The following is a 20,471-nucleotide window of genomic DNA, read 5'->3' as shown; positions in this document are numbered from 1 at the left end:
AGCTGAGCCGTTTCCGTCGGTTTCGATTCAGAACAAGGTCACGGAACTGCCGATCCGGAACATCTTGATGAACGTGTCGTACACGAACGTAACCGGCGTATCCTTGACGGTAATGGTGTCGCCGGGTTTCAGCAGGATGTTGTGAATGCGATCCTGTCTTGCTTTGCGGATACTGCACTTGATGACGATCGAGTTTTCGTCCTCGTCGGTGCGTCGGACAACCCACACCGTGTCGGCCAGCGGACTGCTCAAACCGCCGGCCAGGGCTATCGCGTCGGTCAATCGCGTCTCTTTGTTCGGATCGGTTCGGTACGCGCCGGGTGAATTGACCAATCCGTCGACGTAAATCGGTTGCTGATCGCGTTTGGTCACCATGACGACGTCGCCGTCTTCCAACTCGTAGTGCGTCCGCCCTTCGGTCGCCAAAGAGACCAGATTGATTTGCACCGTTTGCGGGCCGTCACCGGTCGTCTCCAACGAGGTCTGCCGTACCGAAGCATCGCCGTCCAAACCGGTCGTGTACGGCTCGCGATCCGGTCCCAGGAAGATGGAATTCCTTCGTCCCGACACGTTCGGACGTCGAATCTCGATGATCGGCCCGGCCGAGGCATCCAATCCGCCCGCCTCGACCAGTACCCGCAACAAGTTCGATTCGCCGCGAGGCAATTGATACACACCGGGTTCCTTCACCGCTCCCGCCACGGTGATTCGATTCTTGCGTTCCTCTGCGATCTGGACCGTTACGTGCGGCCGCCGGTACACATCGCGATCGACTGCTGCGCGGGCGATCCGTTCTTCGATCTCGGGTAGTCGCATTCCAGCCACAGGTACCGGGCCGATCAAGCCGATGTTTGCCGTGCCGTCGTCATTCACCCGCACCAATTGCGGCTGCGGATTCGACTCGACATCGCTCCAGATGGTGACCTTCAGCACGTCGCCGCGATCCACGTAGTCGCTGGCAACCGTGCGATGAACCAAGCGAGAGAAGTCCAACGTCGTCAGGTCTTCCGGCTCGGGCGCCGTGTACTCCAACGGCAGGTTCGTCGGCCGATAGACGTTGGTTGCGCACCCGATTGCGGCGCACGTACAAAGAAGGGCCCCGATCCATGCCGGGCGGTTCAACCACGCTGCGGACACTGCGAATCGGATATTCACTTGGGTTCCTTCCCCGTCATACGTCTTTCGGCGGTCGAGGCCCCCTTCCCTGGGAGTCTCACCGCCGGTTTTTGCGCATCGCTGTGCCGGACGAAATCAGGGCGAGTTCTTAGCAGGAAGCACACTCCCCGGTCAAGCCCAATCGGCAGGCGACGCGAAGCGCACGTGTTCTCAGATCACCCTGCCGATCGTGCCCCCCATAAGAGATTCCATTGGCCTTCAGAACGGCGATTTCTGAGTCCCGACGGCTTGGGTCAGGGGCTCGACGAGATTGCGACATCGTGGCGAGAACTCACGTACACGATCGGAACGGCGACAGCACCGGCCACGAACACGGTCGCGGCGACCTTCGGCGGCAAGCGTCCGTTGACCACGCGCGAGCGAAGATTCTGCCCTCGAACCACACGTGCATCGGCCGATGCGACGCGTTCATTGCTCTCGAAACCAGCGGGATTCTCGGCGACTCCCACCTGTAACCGAAGTTCCTCGGTCGCTGCCGGTGGTGCCGCGTCGTGTCCCCACACGCGAACCACCCAGCTTGCCGATTCCCCCCACGCACCCCCACTTACCGTAAATTCCTCGGACATACAGCCGGAGACATCGCCGAAACGCAACGACATCCCGTAATAGCCGGGGGCCAGTCGCGTGCGAAATGAGCCGTCCGACTCGACGGGAATCTGTCGCTGCCGACCGGCGGGCGACCACAGCACGATGCCCCAACGTCTGCCGGGGCGTTTCGCTTCGTCGGGCACTTCGATGCGTCCCACCGCCATACCGGCTTGCGTGAGTCGCCAGTCCATACCGAACGGCCGCGAAGCGCGCATTGCTTCTCCGGCTTCGGTCGCCGACGCTTCGCCGCTTCGCTCTTCGGCGTCACAGGAAGAAGCGTGGGCCGGTTCGGCAAGCCGTCCGAAGGCTCTCACGCCGCTTTGGAGACAAAAAGCAATCCTCGAAAGCGGCTCGCAAGATCGGTTTTCGACGGGCACGACCGAACGGGCACACCAGGCTCCTGCAGCCAACGCCGCTACGGCGATCAAGAAACGGGCGAAACGCCGCGGACGTGGCGTCCCGGCGTTTTCGAAAAACCCCTTCGTGCGAAGCTCCGGATCGTTCATTGCCGTATTTCGGTTCCGGCTCGTACACGCGCCGACGACTGAAGCCGCGACACGTCACGGCGAACTGGGTGAACTGCTGTCGTTCGAGGTTGCCAAAGGAATTGCGATCGCCGCCGCCACCAAACCGCCTACGATGAGGACGTCCGACCTTATCAATTCACCGATGGGGCGCTGGCCGCGGGTCGTTTGATCACCGATGACCACCAACACGGCGGGTTTCGCGTTCGGCGGTGCGGTTTTGTTTTTCCACGTTCGCAGCACCAAGACGTAGTCACGAACCATCAGATGGAAGCTGCCGCCGGCGAACGGTCCCAAGCGAAATTGGCCCAAATTGTTCGTCTTCCCGACGGCGACTTTCTTGGTGCCTTGGTACAAGGACAACGGCGTCTCCTTGATGGGAACGCCTTCCATGTTGACGACGACCCCTTGAAGATAGCCGTGCTCATCCAGTTCGATGTCGCAAACCGCCGCTTGCTTTCCATCGGGGTTTCGTGCCGCCAGGCGAATCGGGCTTCCGGCTTGGGGCGTCGCCTGTGGTCGCGTTCCCATCGCCGTGTCCGCGGCCCGGGCGGTTCCGAACGTTATTCCCTGCACGGCAACGCCGCATGCGATCACGACAATCCACAACGGCAAGCATCTCATTTCGGTCTTCCTCGTTCTGCTTTTCGATATCTCGAATTCTCGTTTCGTTCGGGCCAGGTGCACACGAATCACGGACTGGAAGGTGCCCGTTCGCGGTCCTTTTGGTGTTCGTAGATGGCGATCGGCACGGCCACCGCAACCGCCACAATTCCGGTAATGACCCACGGATTGTGCAACCATTGGGCCGTGGGGCCGTCTTGCGCCAATACGAGCTTGGGATCGGCCGTCAACAAGAGAACCGCCTTTTTTGCGGAAGGCGGCGCGCTCTTCTCGTCCCACACGCGACACTGGAAGACACGTTCACCGACCGCCAAACGATACGTACCGGGTGCAAGTCGGGCCCGAAACAGCCCGCGCCGGTCCGTCTCGACTTCGGCAGCCTTCCGGTTGAATCGCGCGATGACGACCTTCGTATTCGCAGCCGGTCTTCCCTTTTCGTCGAGTACTTGACCAACGAGTTTTCCATCGACGGCAATCACGTCGACGACCGTCGCCGCAATCCCCGCCTGCGGATGCTGCCCGGGCTTTTTTGTCTCTGCCGCATTTGCTCGAGTCGCTACCGCCAGCGTTATCGACACCACCAAGCCCCAGGCAATCACTCGCAGATTTGTTGCCTCCATGTCCAACTCTCCTATCGCGGGTCCGATTTTGGCCACGCATGCCGCGCACGATCCGTCGTGCCTTGAAAGTCGCGGAATACTAGCGAAATGGAACGTGGTGCCAAATACCAATTTGAGCAGCAATCATGCGAGTCCGGCGAAAAATGCGTACAATGAGACATCATTCGTCAGCCCTATCGGGGGGAAAGTCCAATCCCTCCGCCCCCGAATCGAATCACCCATCGGTTGCGAGACACGTGGAACTGCACCGTCGGGGAGAAACATATGAGCGACACGGCCGTCCGCTGCGAAGTATGCCGCAGCCTGATCGACGAAGAAGACCTTTTCTGCCCCAACTGCGGGCGAGAGGCCCCGATCCGCGACGGGCAAGCCGCGCGTTCCCGGCCGGGAACGCAATTGGCGACGAACAATTTCGAATGCACCGGCTGTGGGGCTTCGATGAGCTACGACGCCGGGGCCCGGGCGTTGCGCTGCCCGTTCTGCGGCGCAACCCAAATGAAGGCCAAACCGAATCACCGGATCGTGGCCCCGAATCGTGTCGTTCCCTTTCGGCTGAATCGCGATCACGCCATGCAGGTGATGCGCAACACCCTCATGCGAGGGTTCTTCCGGCCTAGCGACCTGACCGAAAAGGCAGTCGTCGTCAACATGGTGCCGGTTTATGCGGCGTACTGGTGTTTCCGTGCGAAAACCCACACGTACTGGACGGCCGATACCAGCGACGTCCCGCCCTCGGCTCGCGGGGATTGGCGCCCCCTGTTCGGCGAACATTACGGAGAGCACGAAGCCGTCTTGGTCGGTGCGGGTCAAGCGTTGAGCCCTCGTGAGACCTCGGCCCTTTGTCCCTACGACCTAAGCGACGGCGTCTCTCCCGATGAAGTCGACATGGAACACATCACGGTCGAGCAAGTGACGCTGCCGCGAAAATTCGCCAGACCTCTTGCCCGCGGTGCAATCGAAGCGGAAGAACGACGTCAAATCGAATCGCTGTACATCCCCGGCCGCGTCCGAAACGTGCACGTGAACATGCTGATCTCGGGAATGGAAGGAGAACCGATCCTCTTACCGGTGTGGATCTTGGCGTACCGTTACCGCGATCGACTGTACCGCGTACTCATCAACGGGCAAACGGGCAGGATCACCGGGCAGGCGCCGTTCTCATACCTGAAACTTGCTGCCGTCACGGCGGCGGCGGTCGTGGGGGCGCTTGTGTTGTTCCTGCTGTTTGCGGCGTTGGCGGGCGCACTCGGCTGACTTTTTCCGACCTGCGGGCTCGATTGCGTGCACGCACCGGTCAAGGTGAACACACCTTCACCTTTTCCGAAACGGTCTGCTATATTCAGTGTTTGTTCGTCACAACTTGTGACCGCAATCCACGCAACACAACCAACCCGGATTACCCATTTCCCCTGACCCCAACCAGGAACGATGACGCGCGATCCGATCGTCCGCCCGGGCTTGTCGAACTATCGTGACGACGACCATGATCTTCGTCCACAGCGGATGGAAGAGATGGTCGGGCAGCGCGCCGTGCACGAACGCCTGCGGATCGCCCTCGAAGCGGCCATGAAGCGCGATGAACCGCTCGGACACATCTTGTTCGACGGGCCGCCCGGCTTGGGAAAAACCACATTTGCCACCTGTATTCCGCGGCATCTCGGTGTCTCGTTCCAAATTGCCAGCGGCGCAACCTTGAAGGCCCCGAAAGACCTGATTCCCTATCTGACGAACGCCGAGGAGCGGTCCGTACTGTTCATCGACGAAATTCATCGGATGCAAAAGTCGGTGGAGGAATTCCTCTACCCGGCCATGGAAGATTTCCGGATCGACGTCACGTTGGGTGAAGGCGTCAACGCCCGCACGCTGAACATTCGACTGAAACCTTTCACGCTGATCGGTGCGACGACGCGAACGGGATTGATCTCGGCACCGCTTCGCGATCGCTTTCACATGCGGGAGCACCTCGACTTCTATTCATTGGAAGAACTCGCGCAAATTGTGCATCGCAACGCGAAGAAACTCCAGGTCACCATCGACGACGACGCCGCCCTGGAAATTGCCGCCCGCAGCCGCGGCACGCCCCGCATCGCCAACAACCGCTTGCGTTGGGTGCGTGACTACGCAACCGCGCGGGCAGGCGGCCATATCACTTTGGCCGTCGCATGCGATGCGATGGAAATGCAAGAAATCGATTCGTTGGGCCTCGATGCCCAAGATCGCAAGTATCTCGAAACGATTGTCAGGGTATTTGGCGGCGGACCGGTCGGCGTCGAGGCGATTGCCCACACGATGAACGTGCCGCCGGATACACTCATCGACGAGGTCGAGCCGTTCTTGCTGCGATCGGAATTAGTGGTCCGCACCCCCCGGGGGCGAAAAGTGACCGTCAAAGCGTTGGAGCATCTGGGAATTTCGGCAGCGATCCCCGACGAACCGCCGCAAGGCACTCTGTTTTGATCCCGGCCGCTCCGCATTCCGCCCCCGGTCTGTTCGCACGCGCGGCCCACTCGACGCGAATGCTGTCAGTGCATGCAGCGAGGGCAATTCCGAGTGCATTCAGCGTGCCGAAAATCGTGAAGAAAAAGCGATTTGCGCGACTTTGCGTGATTAGTCCGATCGGGGGATTGTAACGCTTTTATACCGCCTTAGAATCCATGTTGGTTCCTTGTCTCACCGGCAGTCATCGATTGCCGAAACGAAGGAGTACCGTCATGCCTACGGTAGCCCTAGGATGGGAGTTCGACGTGGAATGCGGGGAAGGCTGGTTGATCGTGCGTCCCCGGGTGAAGAGCCGGCTCACGACACAACTGGTCCCGCTGGCCGATGAGCTGTTGACACTGGCCGATCGCCATCTGGTCAACCGAATCGTGCTCAAGCTCGACGAGGTCGACCTTCTCAACACATTCCTTATCAGCCAGTTGTTGCAGCTTCAGCGTGTCTTGGCCGAGCGATACGGTGTCCTGCGGATCTGCGGCCTGTCGGAGCACAATCGGGAGGTGCTCCATCACAGCCGCCTGTCCCCGATCTTGCCGGTGTACGAATCGCCGGAAGACGCCGTGATGGCCTGCCATCCTCGTAAACCGCGCTGAACGCCCACCAAAACGCATAGCCGGAAAGGCCCGATCGCCGCGTCGCGCCGACGCCCGAAGGCAACATCGGGAGAGAGCTTCGTCGCACGATAGTTTCTGCGACAGGGCGGGCTTGTTTCTTCGGCAAATCGCCGGTCAAACGACTTCCAGCTCGTTGTCGATTTCTTCCACCCCGTCGACGCCGCGTAAGGCCTCTTGCGCCATTTGCTTTTGGAAGTACGTTTCGACGACACCTCGTAAGATCACGCGTCCTCGATCGGTTTCGAAGCGAAACACGCGGCCCATCAGGTACGGATTGCGTTCCAACGCCGCCCCGATCCGATCCGCCAAGACACCGCCCGACGATTGGATTTCCACGACATCGACCTCTTTCTCGTGCTCCGGCAAATTGTCTCGTCGCATTGCAGCGCTGCCCCTCATCCCTTGGACAAACGAGGTCAGTCCCTCATTGCGCATGTTCCCTATCTCTTCTATTCGAAACATTCACCGCGGAATTTGACGGATTTGCCCTTCCGAGGAATTCATTTCTCCAAAACTGTCTAAGCTACGCAAATCCTGCGGGCTGTGCGGCAACTACTGTTCAAGACAAGACTACCGATTGTAGCGCCGCCTCGGGCGCGGCACGGTGAATTGACTTCCCTCACTCGTCGATCGAAGATGGTATTGCCGTAACCATGGGCGTGCCGACCGCCCGAAATGTTCGTACGTGGAAATGTTGCCCGCGAAAATCACTCGACGGATTGCCCGCCATGTTGACCGACCAAGAGGTTCTCAAGCACTACTACCTCGACGTTCGCTGCATGCTGTTGGAGATCGCAGCCACGCTGGACCGATACGATCGCGGTCGCGGTGCTCCCGATGCCACGGCCGAAACGCCGCCGGAACTTGCCAAAATCTATCGCAGCCTGGAGATTCTGGCCGACCGCACGGTACGCGACGATCGGGCCGAAACGCTATTGCGACTGTTCTCCGACCCGATCGACGAGGCCTGACGACGTCGAACGAGCCATTCGGATCCGGCCGACATACAACCATCGATCATCGCGGAGTCGATTCATGCAGATCATTCAACCTCACTACCACGCGATCGCCCGCACGGCACAAGATTACGAACGCATGGCGGCAGCGGGAGTTGTCGCCGTTGCCGAGCCGGCCTTTTGGGCGGGATTCGACCGTCTTTATCCTGAAACGTTCATCGACTACTTTCGGCAGATCAGCGAGTTCGAACCGACGCGGGCGGCTCAATACGGCATCCAGCATTTCTGTTGGGTCGCCGTGAACCCGAAAGAGGCCGAAAACCCGGAACTCAGTCGCGCCGTGCTCGCAAAGATGCCCGAGTTCTTCAAGAAGCCGACGGTACTGGGCATCGGCGAAACCGGTCTACACAAGTCGACCCGCAACGAGTGCGAAACATTCGAAGCGCACATCCAGATGGCGCTCGACTACAACCAGCTCTTGCTGATCCACACGCCGCACCTCGAAGACAAATGGTACGGCACGAAACGGATTCTGGAGATCCTTCGCAATTTCCCTCTCGACCCCGACCGCGTGTGGATCGACCACGTCGAAGAACACACGATTCGGATGGTCAAAGATGCCGGTTACTGGCTCGGCTTCACCCTGTACCCGATCACGAAATGTTCGCCGCGGCGAGCCGTCGACATGCTGGAACGCTACGGCTGGGAGCGTACGCTCGTGAACTCGTCGGCCGATTGGGGACCGAGCGATCCCTTCACGTTGCAGGAATGTATTGCCGATTTCCGACGCCGCGGTCACAGCGTGCAGGAAGCCGTCGAAATCTTCCACAACAATCCGGTACGGTTCCTCTCGCAAAGCGGCAAGTTCCCGATCGCACCGATTCGAATCGAGTCGGTTGCCGACAGCCCCGTGGGCGACAAGCCGATCACCGCAAGGTGAGAAAGCGGGCCCTACTATCGTTTCTTCGCCGAATCTTCCGACGTTATCGGCTTGCCGCCGGTCGTCGTAACCGGCTGCGATGTATCCTTCTTCGACAAGATCGTATCGAGGAACCGTTCGGCTTCTTCGGTCACACGATCCCCTTTGCGCCCGAACCACTGATTGATCTCGCCGTGCGAACGGTCCGAGGCGTCGACGACGCGGGCAGAAACACCCGCCTCTTCGAGCGTTGCAGCAAAACGTTCGGCGAACCGTCGGCGCAACGGTGAGACGTGCGCCGTCATTCCGCGACTGTAACAGATGAGGAACGGCGGGATGCGGCACCCTTCGGCCACGTGGTACTGCGGCGAGAACATTTTCAGCCGTTCGGGATCGTCACCGAACACAAGGCGATACGTCCCAGCGCCGGTCGTGCGAATCAACGTCGGCAAATCGTACGCTTGCGAGTCGAGAGCGATCACTCCCCGCACTTGTTCGAACGAAACGCCGGCTTTTTTCAAATAGCGTTCGTCGGTCGCGATCAGCGACACCAGATGACAGCCCGCCGAGTGGCCCATCAGGAAGAGCTTATTCGCATCGCCGCCGATTTCTTCAGCGTGTTTCGCTACCCAACCGACGGCGTCGGCCACGTCCTGCACTTGGGTTTCCAATTCGACATTCGGCAGCAACCGATAGTTCACACTCACGAACACAAACCCCTTGCCGCAAAAGTAAGCGGGCTTTTCATGGACGGCCGCTTTGTCGCCCTTTCGCCAACCACCGCCGTGGACGTAGATCATCACCGGAGCTTCACGAGCCCCTTTCGGCCGATACACATCCAACCGCCGAAGCGCCGATTTTCCTTCGGCATACGGAATGTTTCGTTCAACCAGCACCGAAGGCGGAATGTCTGCGGCACCGCGGCTGCCGATACGTGGCGCCCCGCGCTGCGGTCGCTGCAACAGGAAGGCCACGGCCTCGTCGATCGTCACGAATTCGTCGCCGTCGGCATTCAACCGATCAAACGCCCGCGGAATCTCCTCGCGTGTGAGACGACCGTCACCGTTCTGATCAAACCGCGAAAACACGGCAGAGAAGTCCAGGGAAGGCCGATTCGGTTCCGCCGCCCCGGCTGAAATACCCCATAACCCGCCCAAAACCGCTCCAAAGAGGCATATTAACCCCGTCACAATAACCACCCACAACATCGTTTTCGAACGCATGGCGGAGACTCCAATGGACGGCATGCAAGAAAACGGCCGACGACCGAATCGCACGTATCCTCGGTGAAATCGGGGCTAGAGTTACGATAGGCGGCACCAAGGTAAACACGGCAACCGGAGTCCATGTTTCACCTAGGCAGGTTTTCGCGGATATTCGGGTGAGTCGTGCGTATCCACTACGACCGCCAAAACCAAAACCACGTACGCAATCGTCAATCCCCGGAGACGGGCACCCGTCTCAGCTTCCCATCCCGTAAGGCTTTACGTTGACAGCGGTTTAGGGCGTATTTAGAATCGACGTAGCTTGAATTCTTATCCAGTTTCCCTCGATTTCCTTATCTGCCTGACAGGAGGAACTCGGAACGAGGTTTCAGGCAACCCAGACAGCACCATCGGCGCGGGCCGGAGCCGTTCGGCGGGTTCACTTATCTTGCTTCGGAAGAGACGAACGACCGTCGTATGTTTCTGCCGGTATCGAGCCGATCACCGTCGGTCCTTTTCCAGGGACCGGTCGTAAACGAGCTTTCCATTCAGGAGCACGCTTGTCATGGCACGTGAAAATCAAGGGCTGCACATTGCCTTGATCATTTTCGTGATCCTTACCGTCTTGTTGGGCGTCACGACGTACCTTTTCTATCGCCAATGGGATGAAGCCGCACGTCAGGCACAACAGGCCGTCGAACGCGAGCAACAAACCTCGGCAATGTTGTCTACGCTTCAGCGTGATTTCAACACGCTGAAGGAAAAGGCGGGATTCGATCCGACCGAAGAGATCAGCAAGATCACCGAGCAGGCCGATCACGATCTCGAGGTCTACGGTGCCGATCTCGATGAATCGCAACGATCGTACCGCGAAGTCGTCATCCACCTGTGGAAAACCCTGCAACAAAAGAACGCCACGCTGGCCGCCACTCAAGAGAAACTCACAGATGCCGAAACACGCATCGCCCAATTGGAAGCCAGCAAGACGCCGCTGATCACCCAGCAGGAAAAGCGAGCGAATGACGCCGAGGCCACCTTGGCTCAGGAACGCCAGAAGTTCACGCAAGACCTATCGGCCGCTCAGAAAGCGCAACAAGACTTGTTGAACAAAGTCACGTCGATTCAGGAGCAGTCGGAACAGGCCCTGGCCGACATGCGGAAACAACTGCAAGAGGCGGGCATCAAGCTACAAAAGCTGAGCAACCTGTTGACCGTTCGAACCGCCACTATCCAGAAGATGAAGAACCCCGAGTTCGAAGAGGCCGACGGCACGGTCCAATGGGTAGATCAGCGAACGGGGCTCGTCTGGATCAATTTGGGTGAGGCCGACGGCCTGATCCCGCAAACCGTCTTCACGGTCTATCCTTCGAATACCCGCGATGTGACCCAAGCGGAATCGAAGGGGAGCATCGAAGTCATCGAAATCCGCGGCCCGCATTTGGCCGAAGCCCGAATCATCGACGATGTGATCTCGGATCCCATCCTGCCCGGCGACAAAGTCGACACGCTGATTTGGGCCCCGGGTGAGCATCGCCGTTTCGCGTTGCTCAATTATATCGATATCGACGGCGACGGCCGCTACGACCAGGATGAATTGATCAACATCATCCGCAGCAACGGCGGCATGGTCGATGCCTACATCGACGACAAAGGCGTCGTGCACGGCCAGATCACGGCGTCGACCGACATGCTCGTCGTGGGCAATGAACCGCCGGACAACGCCACTCCCGACGTGATCGATGCCCGCTCCCGTTTCATCAAAGAAGCCGAAGACATGGCGTTGCAAAAGATTTCCGTCCGCGATCTGCTTCGTCGCATCGGATACACCCGACGGGGTTACGTTGTTCGCTACGGAACGGGTGCCAATCCTGAGGATTTCCGAGCCAAGCCGGAAGGCGGCAAGCCGCGGGAATCGTCGGGTAACGTGAGTCCCCTGTTCCAAAAACGTGAACCGCCGCGAGGTGTCGGCCGTAGCGCTTTTTGAAGCAACCCCGCCGGCATCCTTCGACTGCCGACACCTTCGGACCGGTGGTCGATCGATCCAAACAATTCGAGGCGACAGTGCCGTACTGTCGCCTCGTTCGTTTTTGTGGTCGAAACGGTCGTGAAAGAAGCCCGGTGACTTCCGCTTCGGATCGGCTGCAAGCGACGGCCGATGACGTCACCCGGTCGATTACGATAGACTCGACTCGACCGCAGCGTCGCCGATCAGGCCTCAGCCTCGGTCCAGGGGGCCACATCGAGCTTCGGTGTTTCGATCGGAGGGCGTACCGGCCCCACATCGCGACGCGAATCCGCGCCCCCCTCGTCGCCTTCGGAGGCTGCTACGGTTCGCACGGGAATCTTGCGGGCTTCCGCCGGCCCGGAGGATTCGCCCGGCTCCCGCAATTCCTCGCCCTCGTTTGCCTCATCCGTATCCGTCATCGACTGTCGCCGATGGTATTCCTCGAGTTCGGATTCCAAATCGCCGAACACCGCCTCCCAAACCAAGTCCAGCGTCTCGCGATGTCGCTCGAAACCGTGGATCGGTCGTAACATGTCGGGATCCACGAAGAGCATCGCGGGATCGGTCAACTTTCGCGCGCGGGCGAGTCGCCACAACAACCACGTTTGTCGCCACGTGAGTCGATGACGTCCGCACAAGGTCCAAAACAAAGCAAGCCGGCTCCGATACGGCCTTCGCCGGTGTCGGTAATCGAGGATCTTCGCCAGTACCCACAAGCCCAAAATGACGGCAACCGCTCCCGCGGCGATGTAATACACGTTACCGGCCGGCGGTTCATAGGCCCGGCGCTGGAACTCCCGTTGCAGTTGTTGAAACGGGGCTTCCCGAATCGCCAAGATCGAAATGTCGGTGATGATCTTCGACAGCATCGCAAAAATCGTTCTTTGTCGGTCGGTTCAAAGCCGGGTTGCCGAACGGTTGTCCGGCGATCATCCATCGCCCGTCGGTTGCAGTTCGTTTCGTTCTTCCAGGCTCTTGCGCGCCGCTTCGCGCACCGTAGGGCTGGGATCCTTGAGCGCTTCGATCAAGGCGGCACGACTTTGCGGACTTTCGGAAAGTGCCAGGGCCGAAGCCGCCTCCGCCCGAACGATATGGTCTTCGTCGCGCAACAACGGAATGATGCTCATCTCCAGTTGCGGCACGAGATCCAACGTCGAAGCGACCGCCAACGCCCGCAAACGACGCGTACGCATCGGCGAGCCCAGCTCCGCCCGCAACATCGGTTGCGTATGCGGATCGACTTTCTTCACCAACATGCCGGTACTGCGCCGTACCTCGGGCTCGAGCAAGTCCCACGTCCCCAAGAACCGGCGAAAGCTGAATTCGGCCAGGCTTCGCCGCGCGGCACGGCGAACGACCGCATGGGGGCTGTCCAACTTCGAGACGATCCGCGGCAACGCCCCTGGGATGCCGCGACGCCGCAACTGGGGCAACACGGCCGCTTGCACCTCCGGCGAAGAATCTTCGAGAGCTTTCAACGCCAAACCGTTCGCTTCGGCGCCGTGGTAGTCCTCCAACGCCTTGGCTGCTTCCACGCGGGCGCCGGGTCTGCCTTGGAACAACATGCGCTCGATCAGCCGGAAGGACTCTTCCCGCCGCAATTGGCAATAGCGAATCAACTGCACGATCGCCCGCTGCTCGGCCTCGCTGAAATGATCCAGCCCTTCCATCCCGGACTTCAGCCACGTGAATTGGTAAATACGCTTGAGGTTCTTGCGGACGATCGGATTCGGGTCGGGCCCGATCTTGCGCAACAAGTGGCGCAGGAATCGCGGGTCTGTCCGTCGCCCGATGATTCCCAACACCGCCGGCGGTGCTTGAGGATCGGCCAGATAATCGGCCAGCAGCTGAAGTACCGGAGCCGATGTATTCACCTCCAGACTTTTCACGAGCGCTTTGTGTGCGGGATGCGTCGGCGCATTCAAGATGGCAGTGAGCGCATGACGGTCGGAACCGGCGACGAGGATATATACTTCGAGGATTTCACGGCTCGTCTTTGTTGAAAAACGCGAGACGTGATGCTCGAGCGCGTTCCGGATTTGGCCGACGACCCATTGCAATGCCTGGCCCCGCTGTCCTTCCGGAGGCGTCGTCAACCGCGACGCCAACATCTCGCTCAATTCCATGAGCGTCTGGCCGAACAACTCGCGATGCGGCGGCACGGTGGCCTCGAGTCGGGCCGCCAACACGGGAATGAAATCGAACAACTCCGCCCACACCGCAATCCGGCACGCGTTGCGGCAAATCTCGATATCGTCTTCCTGAAGGGCCAAACGAAGGCTCTCGATGAAAGCGACCGGCGGATTCTGCACGACCGCCCGCCAGCGTGGAATCATCGGGTCCAACGAACGCAACAAATCAAGATGCCCCGCATAGTCGTTGCGGCGCATCAACGCGCGAACGGCCCGTCGCCAGATGGGCTCATGCCTGGAAGCAGCCGCGGCGCGCAGCGTCTCCAATGCCGCCACGTTCGGCGTGGTCGCCAAGTAGTCGAATGTCACGTCCAAGCTGTTGGCCACGCGCGCAATCCCAGTGCCAAGGAGTCACTCTCCACAACCCTAGCATCGGAATATTGCCCACGCCGCCTTACACAAACCCGTAAATTTTGCGCAACCGGAATAATTCAACCGGTTTCTCCGGGCAAGAAACGCAACGAGGGGGAGCCGATCTCCCCCTCGAAACACACCCAATGTTTATCGTAAATTATTATTTTTCCTCGACTTCCGGCGGAAGTTCTCCCGGCCCCAGGCCGCGACAGTCACGCCACGGGACGGAAGCCGTGTCGGCAATGTGGCAATCCAAGAGTCGCTGCATCGCCGCGAGCCGGTCCGGCATACTCTCAGCCAAATCGTGAGTTTCGTAAGGATCGTCTTTCAGGTTGAACAACTGATCGGGACGTTCTCCCGGGCCGCGAATGATCTTCCAATCGCCGCGTCGCGCTACCCAAAGCCACCAGCCGTGATCCGTCTGCGGTTGCCGTTCCAGTCGTACCCAGAACAAATCACGAGGCGGCAAATCTTCCTCCATGCCCGTGAGCACAGGGAGCAAGTTCACGCCGTGGACCGGTTGCGGTGGTTTCACTCCCGCGGCGGCACACACGGTCGGAAAAACGTCCATCGTCAACCCGATCGCCTCTGAGACCGTACCCGACGGGATGCGCCCCGGCCAGCGGGCGATCATCGGCACACGAATTCCCCCTTCATAGCCCGTTCCCTTGCCGGCGCGCCACGGGCCGTTGTTCGCGCCGACGTTGAGTTGGCCGCCGTTATCGCTGGTGAAGATCACAAGTGTGTTTTCCCGCATTCCCAATTCGTCGAGCTTCTCGAGCACACGGCCGATTCCGGCATCCAAATGTTCGATCAATGCGGCAATCTTCGCCCGGGTTGAATCGGCGTTCGGGTGCCGTTCCAAGTAAGCGTCGAGATACTCCTGGGGCGGCTGGATAGGAGTGTGCGGGGCATTGTACGCCAAGTAAAGAAAGAACGGTCGATCGCCATGGTCGGCTTCCAAGAACTCGCAAGCCCAATCGCTGAAGATGTCGGTGGCGTGCCCCTTCGGATCGACGATCTCACCATTCCTCGCCATGTAGTTGATGCCCCAACGGCGATGTGTATAGTAGTCATCCATCATGTCGCCGAGATAGCCGTAGAACGTGCGAAAACCTCGCAAATTGGGCAAGTTCGGAGCATCCAGTCCCAGATGCCACTTACCGACCATGCCGGTATCGTAGTCGGCTTCATTCAGCACGGCGGGCAACAAGACCGCCTGCGGCGACAAGTACCCCCACGAATCGCGGGAGTGTGTCCGGATGACGCCCGGCACGCCGACCGCATCGGGATAACGTCCCGAAAGAATCGACGACCGTGTGGGAGAACACACCGGGCAGTTTGCGTAGAAGTTGACCCACCGCATGCCGTCATCCGCCAAACCGTCGATGTTCGGCGTCTGAAGGTCTTCGGCACCCATGCATCCCAGATCGCACCACCCCAAGTCGTCGACAAGGATGACGAGGATGTTCGGGCGTTCGGAAGGCTGCTGGGCCCGAATCGGCGCGGCTCGGCCGAGGCCTAATGCCCATACACCCGCGAGGCACACGACGAGCGGCCACCAGGTACGGCGACTTCGGTCAAATTGATTCATGGATCCTCCTCCCCAGACTGCGGCGTTCGAAAATGGTGGACGGGGTGTTCCGCGTCGACCGCGCGTTCGACGAATCGAGCTCCCGGCGGCCCTGCCCCACCGCAGAAAACCGGTCTATGATAAAATTGAAGAATGTTGCTTGTCAAAAATGCCCGCCATGCCGCACTGATCGTTCGTGAGGAACTCATGGGCAGGCCGCACGCCGCACAACCTGTGCTTCGCCTCGTTGCCGCATTCAGCCGCTATCCCGACACCCTCGCCTGGACTGCCCGACGGCTGGAGGCCGAATGGGGAACGGTGGCCCTAAAAAGCCCGGCGTTCCCCTTCACCCAAACCGATTACTACGCGCAAACGATGGGCGAAGACCTGCAAAAAATCTTCTTCGCCCTTGCCGAGCCGGTCGATCCGGCCGATCTGGCCGACTGGAAACTGGCAAGCAATCGCTGGGAAGAAGAGTACGCCGACGCCTCGCCGCACCCTGAGCCGCGACCGCTGAACATCGACCCGGGTTATCTCACACCGGGTAAACTCGTACTGGCCTCGACCAAGGATTTCGCGCACCGAATCTACCTTCGCGACGGCATTTACGCCGAAACGACGTTGATCTATCGGCACGGCCGCTGGCAAGGTCACGAGTGGACGTTCCCCGACTACAAGAGCGAAACGTATCACGGCTTCTTCGACGAGTGCCGTAACTATTTGCGCAGGCGACTGCGGGAGGCGGCACGACGATGATCGAACGCCTGATTCCCGCAGCAACGTTATCGGCGGCGATCGTCAGTTGGGGCGTGTGTCTCATCGTACGCCGGGTTGCCGGTCGATACGGCTTCGTCGATCGACCCGGCGAGCGAAAAATCCATGATCGCCCGATCCCGACCGGCGGTGGTCTCGGTATTTGGGCGGGTGTCGTCTTCCCCTTGGCCGCAGCACAAGTCGTTCTGCTGCTCTGCCGTGCCGATTGGATTGCTCCACAATCGATTCCCTTCGTCGGTGAGTTTCTCAGCCGTCACGCGGCCGGATTGTGGGCGCAATCGGGACGTTTGTGGACGCTGTTGGGGTTGGGAACCGTCCTGCTCGTCCTCGGTCTGCTCGACGATCGTTATTCGCTCGACTGGCGGTTGCGGCTGGGTGTCGAAGTCTTGGTCGCCCTGGCAATGTATGTCGCGGGCTGGCGTTTGACCGTGTTCATTCACAGTCAATGGTTCTCATTGCCGCTCACCGTGCTGTGGATCGTCGGATTGGTCAACTCGTTCAACATGCTCGACAACATGGACGGGCTCTCGGCCGGTGTGGCGGCTATCGCCGCCGGGCTGTTCGGGATCGTCATGGCGACCGTACCCGAGTCGATGAGCGGCGAAGGCCAACTGTTCGTAGCGGCGTTCTCCTTTCTCTTTTTGGGAACGCTGCTGGGCTTCCTGTGGCACAACCGGCCCCCTGCCCGCCTGTTCATGGGCGACGGCGGAAGCTACTTCGTCGGGTTCATCATGGCAGCCGTCACCTTGACCGCCACGTTCGCCGGCGACCAGGTTCCCCGCCATGCGATCATCGCCCCATTGTGCGTGCTCGCCGTGCCGATTTACGATACGGCAACGGTCGTCGCCATCCGAATTCGTGCCGGTAAAAGCCCGTTCGAAGGCGACAAGAACCATTTTTCCCACCGATTGGTCGAATTGGGCATGACGACCACGCAGGCCGTTCTCACGGTGTACCTGACGACGACCGCCTGCGGACTGGGAGCCTTGCTGCTATACCAGGTCGACGTGATCGGCGCGTTCGTCGTGGTTGCCATGGTGGGCTGCATGTTGTCGGTGATCGCCGTCTTGGAGGCGACGGCGCGACGCAGTCGCCGTCGTGAAAACCGCCCGCCGAAGCCGTCGGTCGAAGACGAACGCTGCTAGATGCAGCGTGGGCCGACCGATGGCGTCGATCGCAGGTTGTGGTATCCTGTCGAAAGATCGCTTGTCCACGAAACACGATCGCGGGCAAAAGATACGCAGGTACTCGTTGCAGGCGAAGCATGTTGGGCCGCTCCGCTGTCACGAAACGGTACGGTCCCACTGGAAATCAACCTGATGAGTCCACGAAAACGCCCTCGCCGCAAGCAGACGCCCGGCAACGCACATATCGCATACCGCAGTAGTGCCTCATCCGATGCGTGGAAGGGGCGCCTTTCCGGCATGCGCCTGGCGATCACGACGACTCTGGCGGTCTTGTTCCCACTTGTGGTCAGCGAAGGGGTGGCGGAAGAAGGCGACGGCCTGCCTGTGGCGTTGTTGGTTTTCAGCGCAGGTTTGGTCGTGGCACTGGGCGTCGTCGCCGAGCGTCGGCGTCGCATCACGGCCTCGCTCGGCGACATTCTGGTGGTTTTGCTGGTTGCTTGGCAGGGAGTTGCCGCGTGGGTCGCCGTCCGACACGCCGCGCCGCGCCCGGCGATCAACATGTTTTGGGAATGGAGTGCGATGGCGGTGTTCTACTTCCTCGTCCGCACGACGTTCCGCGATGAGCGGTCGACTGCGTTGTTGTTTCGGGCGATGATTGCGACGGCGACAGGTCTGGCGGCCTACGGTTTATATCAATACGCCGTTGAGCTTCCCGTCACGCGGCGGCTCGTCGCCGAAGATTTTCCCGCGGCCCTGCGGGCGGCAGGCCTGGATGTACCGGTCGATTCACCCGTGGCGGTCATGTTCCGCAACCGCGCCGAAAGCGTGGAACCATTCGCCACGTTCGCATTGACGAACTCGCTGGCCGCGTTCCTGACCCCTTGGCTGCTTGTCGGAATCGGCCTAGGCCTCGGGGCATTCTTCCCTACGCGCGGCAACCAGGGCGTTTCTCCCAGTTCCGACGGCAGGCCGACACCGCCCCTTCTATCCCGCATTGGGATTCCGTTGGTTCTTACGGCGGCTTGCCTGGTTGTCGGCTTATGCCTGGTTCTTACCAAAAGTCGCGCGGCGTACGCGGCCTTGTTGGTCGGCGGATTCTGCCTGGCTTGGCTCTATCGGCGGGCATTGCGGCGAGCCGGTTGGAAAACGGCCCTGGGCGTATCGGCGGCGGTGTTGCTTTTGATCGTCGGCGGTATCGCGTGGAAAGGCCTCGATCTTCAGGTCGTTACCGAGGCGACGAAATCGTTCGCCTATCGCGTCGACTACTGGCGAGGCGCTCTTGCCGTTACGCGGGACAAACCTTGGTTCGGCTGCGGGCCGGGTAACTTTCAGTACGTCTACCCTCGATACATGCCGCCGACGGCCGGTGAGGAAGTCTCCGATCCGCACAACTTCGTGTTGGAGGTCGCAGCCACCGCCGGAGTCCCCGCCGCCGTCGCTCTCCTGGGATTTCTGGCCTGGACGTTCATCGTCGGCTTGCGAAGCAGTTCGCCGGATTCGACGCCGAGGGCAAACGATTCCGATTCGCCCGGACGCAGCCTTCCCTGGACGGCAATCGGTCTGATTGCCGGGTGGCTGTTGGCCTACCCGCTCGGCTTGCTCACGTCGGCCCCACCGGGAACGATGGTGTTCCTGATCGGAATTCCCATTGCGTGCGTCACGTATTTTGCGCTGATGCAATTGCCGGCGGTGTCGCAATCCGACACGACGCGGCTTGCAAGCTGCGCGCTAATCGCCCTGACCGTCGACCTGTGCGCGACCGGCGGAATCGGGTTTCCCGGAGTGGCAGCGACATTTTGGCTGTTGGCGGCGATCATCCAGTCGGGCGGTTCACCTGCGACGGCCGCAGCACCTGCGGACGGTCCCCCGATCGACACGGCGGAGCAATCCGCATCGCCATCGACCGGCCTCCGAACCATTTCGGTTTCGGCAACACCGCTGTTGCCGGTGATCACCGCCTTGGGGTTGCTGATCGGGTGCTATGTCACGGCCTATCGTCCCGTGCTGGAATGCCGGTTGCAATTGCTGGAGGCCGAATCGGCCCTCAGCCGGGACTTCGACACGGCCATCGACCGGCTGCGTCGAGCCGCAAAAGCCGATCCGTGGTCGGCGGAACCATGGCAGCGATTGACCGAACTGTATGAAAGTCGCTGGTACTACACGCGCGACGCGAAGGTACTGACCGAGCTGGAAGCCTCTCTCCGCGAGTGGCTCGAACGCGTCCCCGAACGTCCTTCAGCGTTATTATCGGCGGCCGAAACCTCTCTGCGGGTAGCCGAACGCACCCAGTCTGCATCGTGGCGAGATCGAACGTTTCGGTTGTTCGATCGGGCCGTTGCTGCGGCCCCCACGCAGGCGCTCGTCCGAGCACGATACGCGCAGGCCTTGGCCGAGTTCGGCCGCGAAGCCGATGCCCGTGCGATGGCCGAGTCGGCACTCGAACTGCATCGCATCACGCCCCACGAAAACCGCAAGCTGCCGCCCGCCGAACTGGACGCCTTGAAGCGTCTCATCGAGGGAAAGTCGTAGACGAATCCCCCGGCCGGCCCCGCCGCCCCCTGATTCGACTATCGGAAGACGCCGTCATTTCCTTCCCGCGATCGGCTTTCCAACGGTAGAATGGTAGCAGAGACCTTCTTGCTCTAGGAATTCGTCGGGAATGCCGAAGGGCCACCGATGCCGGCAGGCCTCATCGCGCCCGCAGAACACTATGTAACTATCGGC

At 60.3% G+C, this 20,471-nt stretch carries 18 protein-coding genes; 9 read left to right on the top strand and 9 right to left on the bottom strand.

Annotated elements, in window-relative coordinates; genetic code table 11:
* Nucleotides 1-27: 27 nt before the first annotated feature.
* From ACYQ2I_RS06070 to ACYQ2I_RS06055, 4 genes are all read right to left on the bottom strand, one after another.
* The gene (locus ACYQ2I_RS06070) at nucleotides 28-1,155 is read right to left on the bottom strand and encodes a polysaccharide biosynthesis/export family protein (protein WP_460166109.1); all 1,128 of its coding nucleotides are present in this window, start codon (nucleotides 1,153-1,155) and stop codon (nucleotides 28-30) included.
* Nucleotides 1,156-1,409: 254 nt separating this feature from the next.
* Nucleotides 1,410-2,270, bottom strand: a complete 861-nt coding sequence (locus ACYQ2I_RS06065; protein ID WP_460166108.1) for a hypothetical protein — start codon at nucleotides 2,268-2,270, stop codon at nucleotides 1,410-1,412.
* A gap of 54 nt (nucleotides 2,271-2,324) precedes the next feature.
* On the bottom strand, nucleotides 2,325-2,912 hold the full coding sequence (locus ACYQ2I_RS06060) for a hypothetical protein (RefSeq protein ID WP_460166107.1): 588 nt from the start codon (nucleotides 2,910-2,912) through the stop codon (nucleotides 2,325-2,327).
* Nucleotides 2,913-2,980: 68 nt separating this feature from the next.
* A complete protein-coding gene (locus ACYQ2I_RS06055) occupies nucleotides 2,981-3,532 on the bottom strand; it encodes a carboxypeptidase-like regulatory domain-containing protein (RefSeq protein ID WP_460166106.1) in 552 nt (183 codons plus the stop codon).
* Between the two features lie 264 nt (nucleotides 3,533-3,796).
* Here ACYQ2I_RS06055 and ACYQ2I_RS06050 point away from each other — a divergent pair, with 264 nt between their 5' ends.
* The 3 genes from ACYQ2I_RS06050 to ACYQ2I_RS06040 all read left to right on the top strand — a co-directional run bounded on the left by ACYQ2I_RS06050 (nucleotide 3,797) and on the right by ACYQ2I_RS06040 (nucleotide 6,621).
* A complete protein-coding gene (locus tag ACYQ2I_RS06050) occupies nucleotides 3,797-4,786 on the top strand; it encodes a TFIIB-type zinc ribbon-containing protein (protein WP_460166105.1) in 990 nt (329 codons plus the stop codon).
* Nucleotides 4,787-4,960: 174 nt separating this feature from the next.
* The gene (ruvB, locus tag ACYQ2I_RS06045; RefSeq protein ID WP_460166104.1) at nucleotides 4,961-5,989 is read left to right on the top strand and encodes a Holliday junction branch migration DNA helicase RuvB; all 1,029 of its coding nucleotides are present in this window, start codon (nucleotides 4,961-4,963) and stop codon (nucleotides 5,987-5,989) included.
* Nucleotides 5,990-6,243: 254 nt separating this feature from the next.
* Nucleotides 6,244-6,621, top strand: coding sequence for an STAS domain-containing protein (locus ACYQ2I_RS06040; protein ID WP_460166103.1), 378 nt, complete (start codon nucleotides 6,244-6,246; stop codon nucleotides 6,619-6,621).
* 135 nt (nucleotides 6,622-6,756) lie between these two features.
* On the opposite strand, the gene ACYQ2I_RS06035 is transcribed toward ACYQ2I_RS06040, so the two are convergent.
* On the bottom strand, nucleotides 6,757-7,023 hold the full coding sequence (locus ACYQ2I_RS06035) for a BON domain-containing protein (RefSeq protein WP_460166102.1): 267 nt from the start codon (nucleotides 7,021-7,023) through the stop codon (nucleotides 6,757-6,759).
* Between the two features lie 347 nt (nucleotides 7,024-7,370).
* Between ACYQ2I_RS06035 and ACYQ2I_RS06030 the strand changes: the two genes are divergently transcribed.
* Together ACYQ2I_RS06030 and ACYQ2I_RS06025 are read left to right on the top strand one after the other, a co-directional pair.
* Nucleotides 7,371-7,613 carry a hypothetical protein gene (locus tag ACYQ2I_RS06030; RefSeq protein ID WP_460166101.1) on the top strand — a complete coding sequence of 81 codons (243 nt, stop codon included), beginning with the start codon at nucleotides 7,371-7,373 and terminating at the stop codon, nucleotides 7,611-7,613.
* A gap of 64 nt (nucleotides 7,614-7,677) precedes the next feature.
* Entirely contained in the window at nucleotides 7,678-8,538 is an 861-nt protein-coding gene (locus ACYQ2I_RS06025; protein WP_460166100.1) for a TatD family hydrolase, read from the top strand.
* 14 nt (nucleotides 8,539-8,552) lie between these two features.
* Here ACYQ2I_RS06025 and ACYQ2I_RS06020 read toward each other — a convergent pair whose 3' ends face one another.
* Nucleotides 8,553-9,740 (bottom strand): alpha/beta hydrolase fold domain-containing protein, encoded by a 1,188-nt coding sequence (locus ACYQ2I_RS06020; RefSeq protein ID WP_460166099.1) that lies wholly within the window; start codon nucleotides 9,738-9,740, stop codon nucleotides 8,553-8,555.
* Between the two features lie 547 nt (nucleotides 9,741-10,287).
* On the opposite strand from ACYQ2I_RS06020, the gene ACYQ2I_RS06015 reads away from it, so the two are divergent.
* Entirely contained in the window at nucleotides 10,288-11,706 is a 1,419-nt protein-coding gene (locus ACYQ2I_RS06015; RefSeq protein WP_460166098.1) for a hypothetical protein, read from the top strand.
* Nucleotides 11,707-11,930: 224 nt separating this feature from the next.
* Here ACYQ2I_RS06015 and ACYQ2I_RS06010 read toward each other — a convergent pair whose 3' ends face one another.
* The 3 genes from ACYQ2I_RS06010 to ACYQ2I_RS06000 form a co-directional block, all read right to left on the bottom strand.
* Nucleotides 11,931-12,596: a hypothetical protein gene (locus ACYQ2I_RS06010; RefSeq protein WP_460166097.1), complete on the bottom strand. Its 666-nt coding sequence runs from the start codon at nucleotides 12,594-12,596 to the stop codon at nucleotides 11,931-11,933.
* 60 nt (nucleotides 12,597-12,656) lie between these two features.
* On the bottom strand, nucleotides 12,657-14,246 hold the full coding sequence (locus tag ACYQ2I_RS06005) for a HEAT repeat domain-containing protein (RefSeq protein WP_460166096.1): 1,590 nt from the start codon (nucleotides 14,244-14,246) through the stop codon (nucleotides 12,657-12,659).
* Nucleotides 14,247-14,433: 187 nt separating this feature from the next.
* Nucleotides 14,434-15,867 (bottom strand): sulfatase-like hydrolase/transferase, encoded by a 1,434-nt coding sequence (locus ACYQ2I_RS06000; protein WP_460166095.1) that lies wholly within the window; start codon nucleotides 15,865-15,867, stop codon nucleotides 14,434-14,436.
* Nucleotides 15,868-15,999: 132 nt separating this feature from the next.
* On the opposite strand from ACYQ2I_RS06000, the gene ACYQ2I_RS05995 reads away from it, so the two are divergent.
* The 3 genes from ACYQ2I_RS05995 (at nucleotide 16,000) to ACYQ2I_RS05985 (ending at nucleotide 20,276) form a co-directional block, all read left to right on the top strand.
* Nucleotides 16,000-16,602: a DUF4416 family protein gene (locus ACYQ2I_RS05995; protein WP_460166094.1), complete on the top strand. Its 603-nt coding sequence runs from the start codon at nucleotides 16,000-16,002 to the stop codon at nucleotides 16,600-16,602.
* The gene (locus ACYQ2I_RS05990) at nucleotides 16,599-17,765 is read left to right on the top strand and encodes an MraY family glycosyltransferase (RefSeq protein WP_460166093.1); all 1,167 of its coding nucleotides are present in this window, start codon (nucleotides 16,599-16,601) and stop codon (nucleotides 17,763-17,765) included. Before ACYQ2I_RS05995 ends, ACYQ2I_RS05990 begins: the two co-directional genes overlap by 4 nt.
* Before the next feature lie 174 nt (nucleotides 17,766-17,939).
* The gene (locus tag ACYQ2I_RS05985; RefSeq protein ID WP_460166092.1) at nucleotides 17,940-20,276 is read left to right on the top strand and encodes an O-antigen ligase family protein; all 2,337 of its coding nucleotides are present in this window, start codon (nucleotides 17,940-17,942) and stop codon (nucleotides 20,274-20,276) included.
* Nucleotides 20,277-20,471: the final 195 nt, after the last annotated feature.

The sequence above is a fragment of the Thermostilla marina genome, assembly GCF_054657455.1.
Note: the sequence above shows the minus strand (reverse complement) of the source record. Positions and strands in the feature narration are given on the sequence as shown.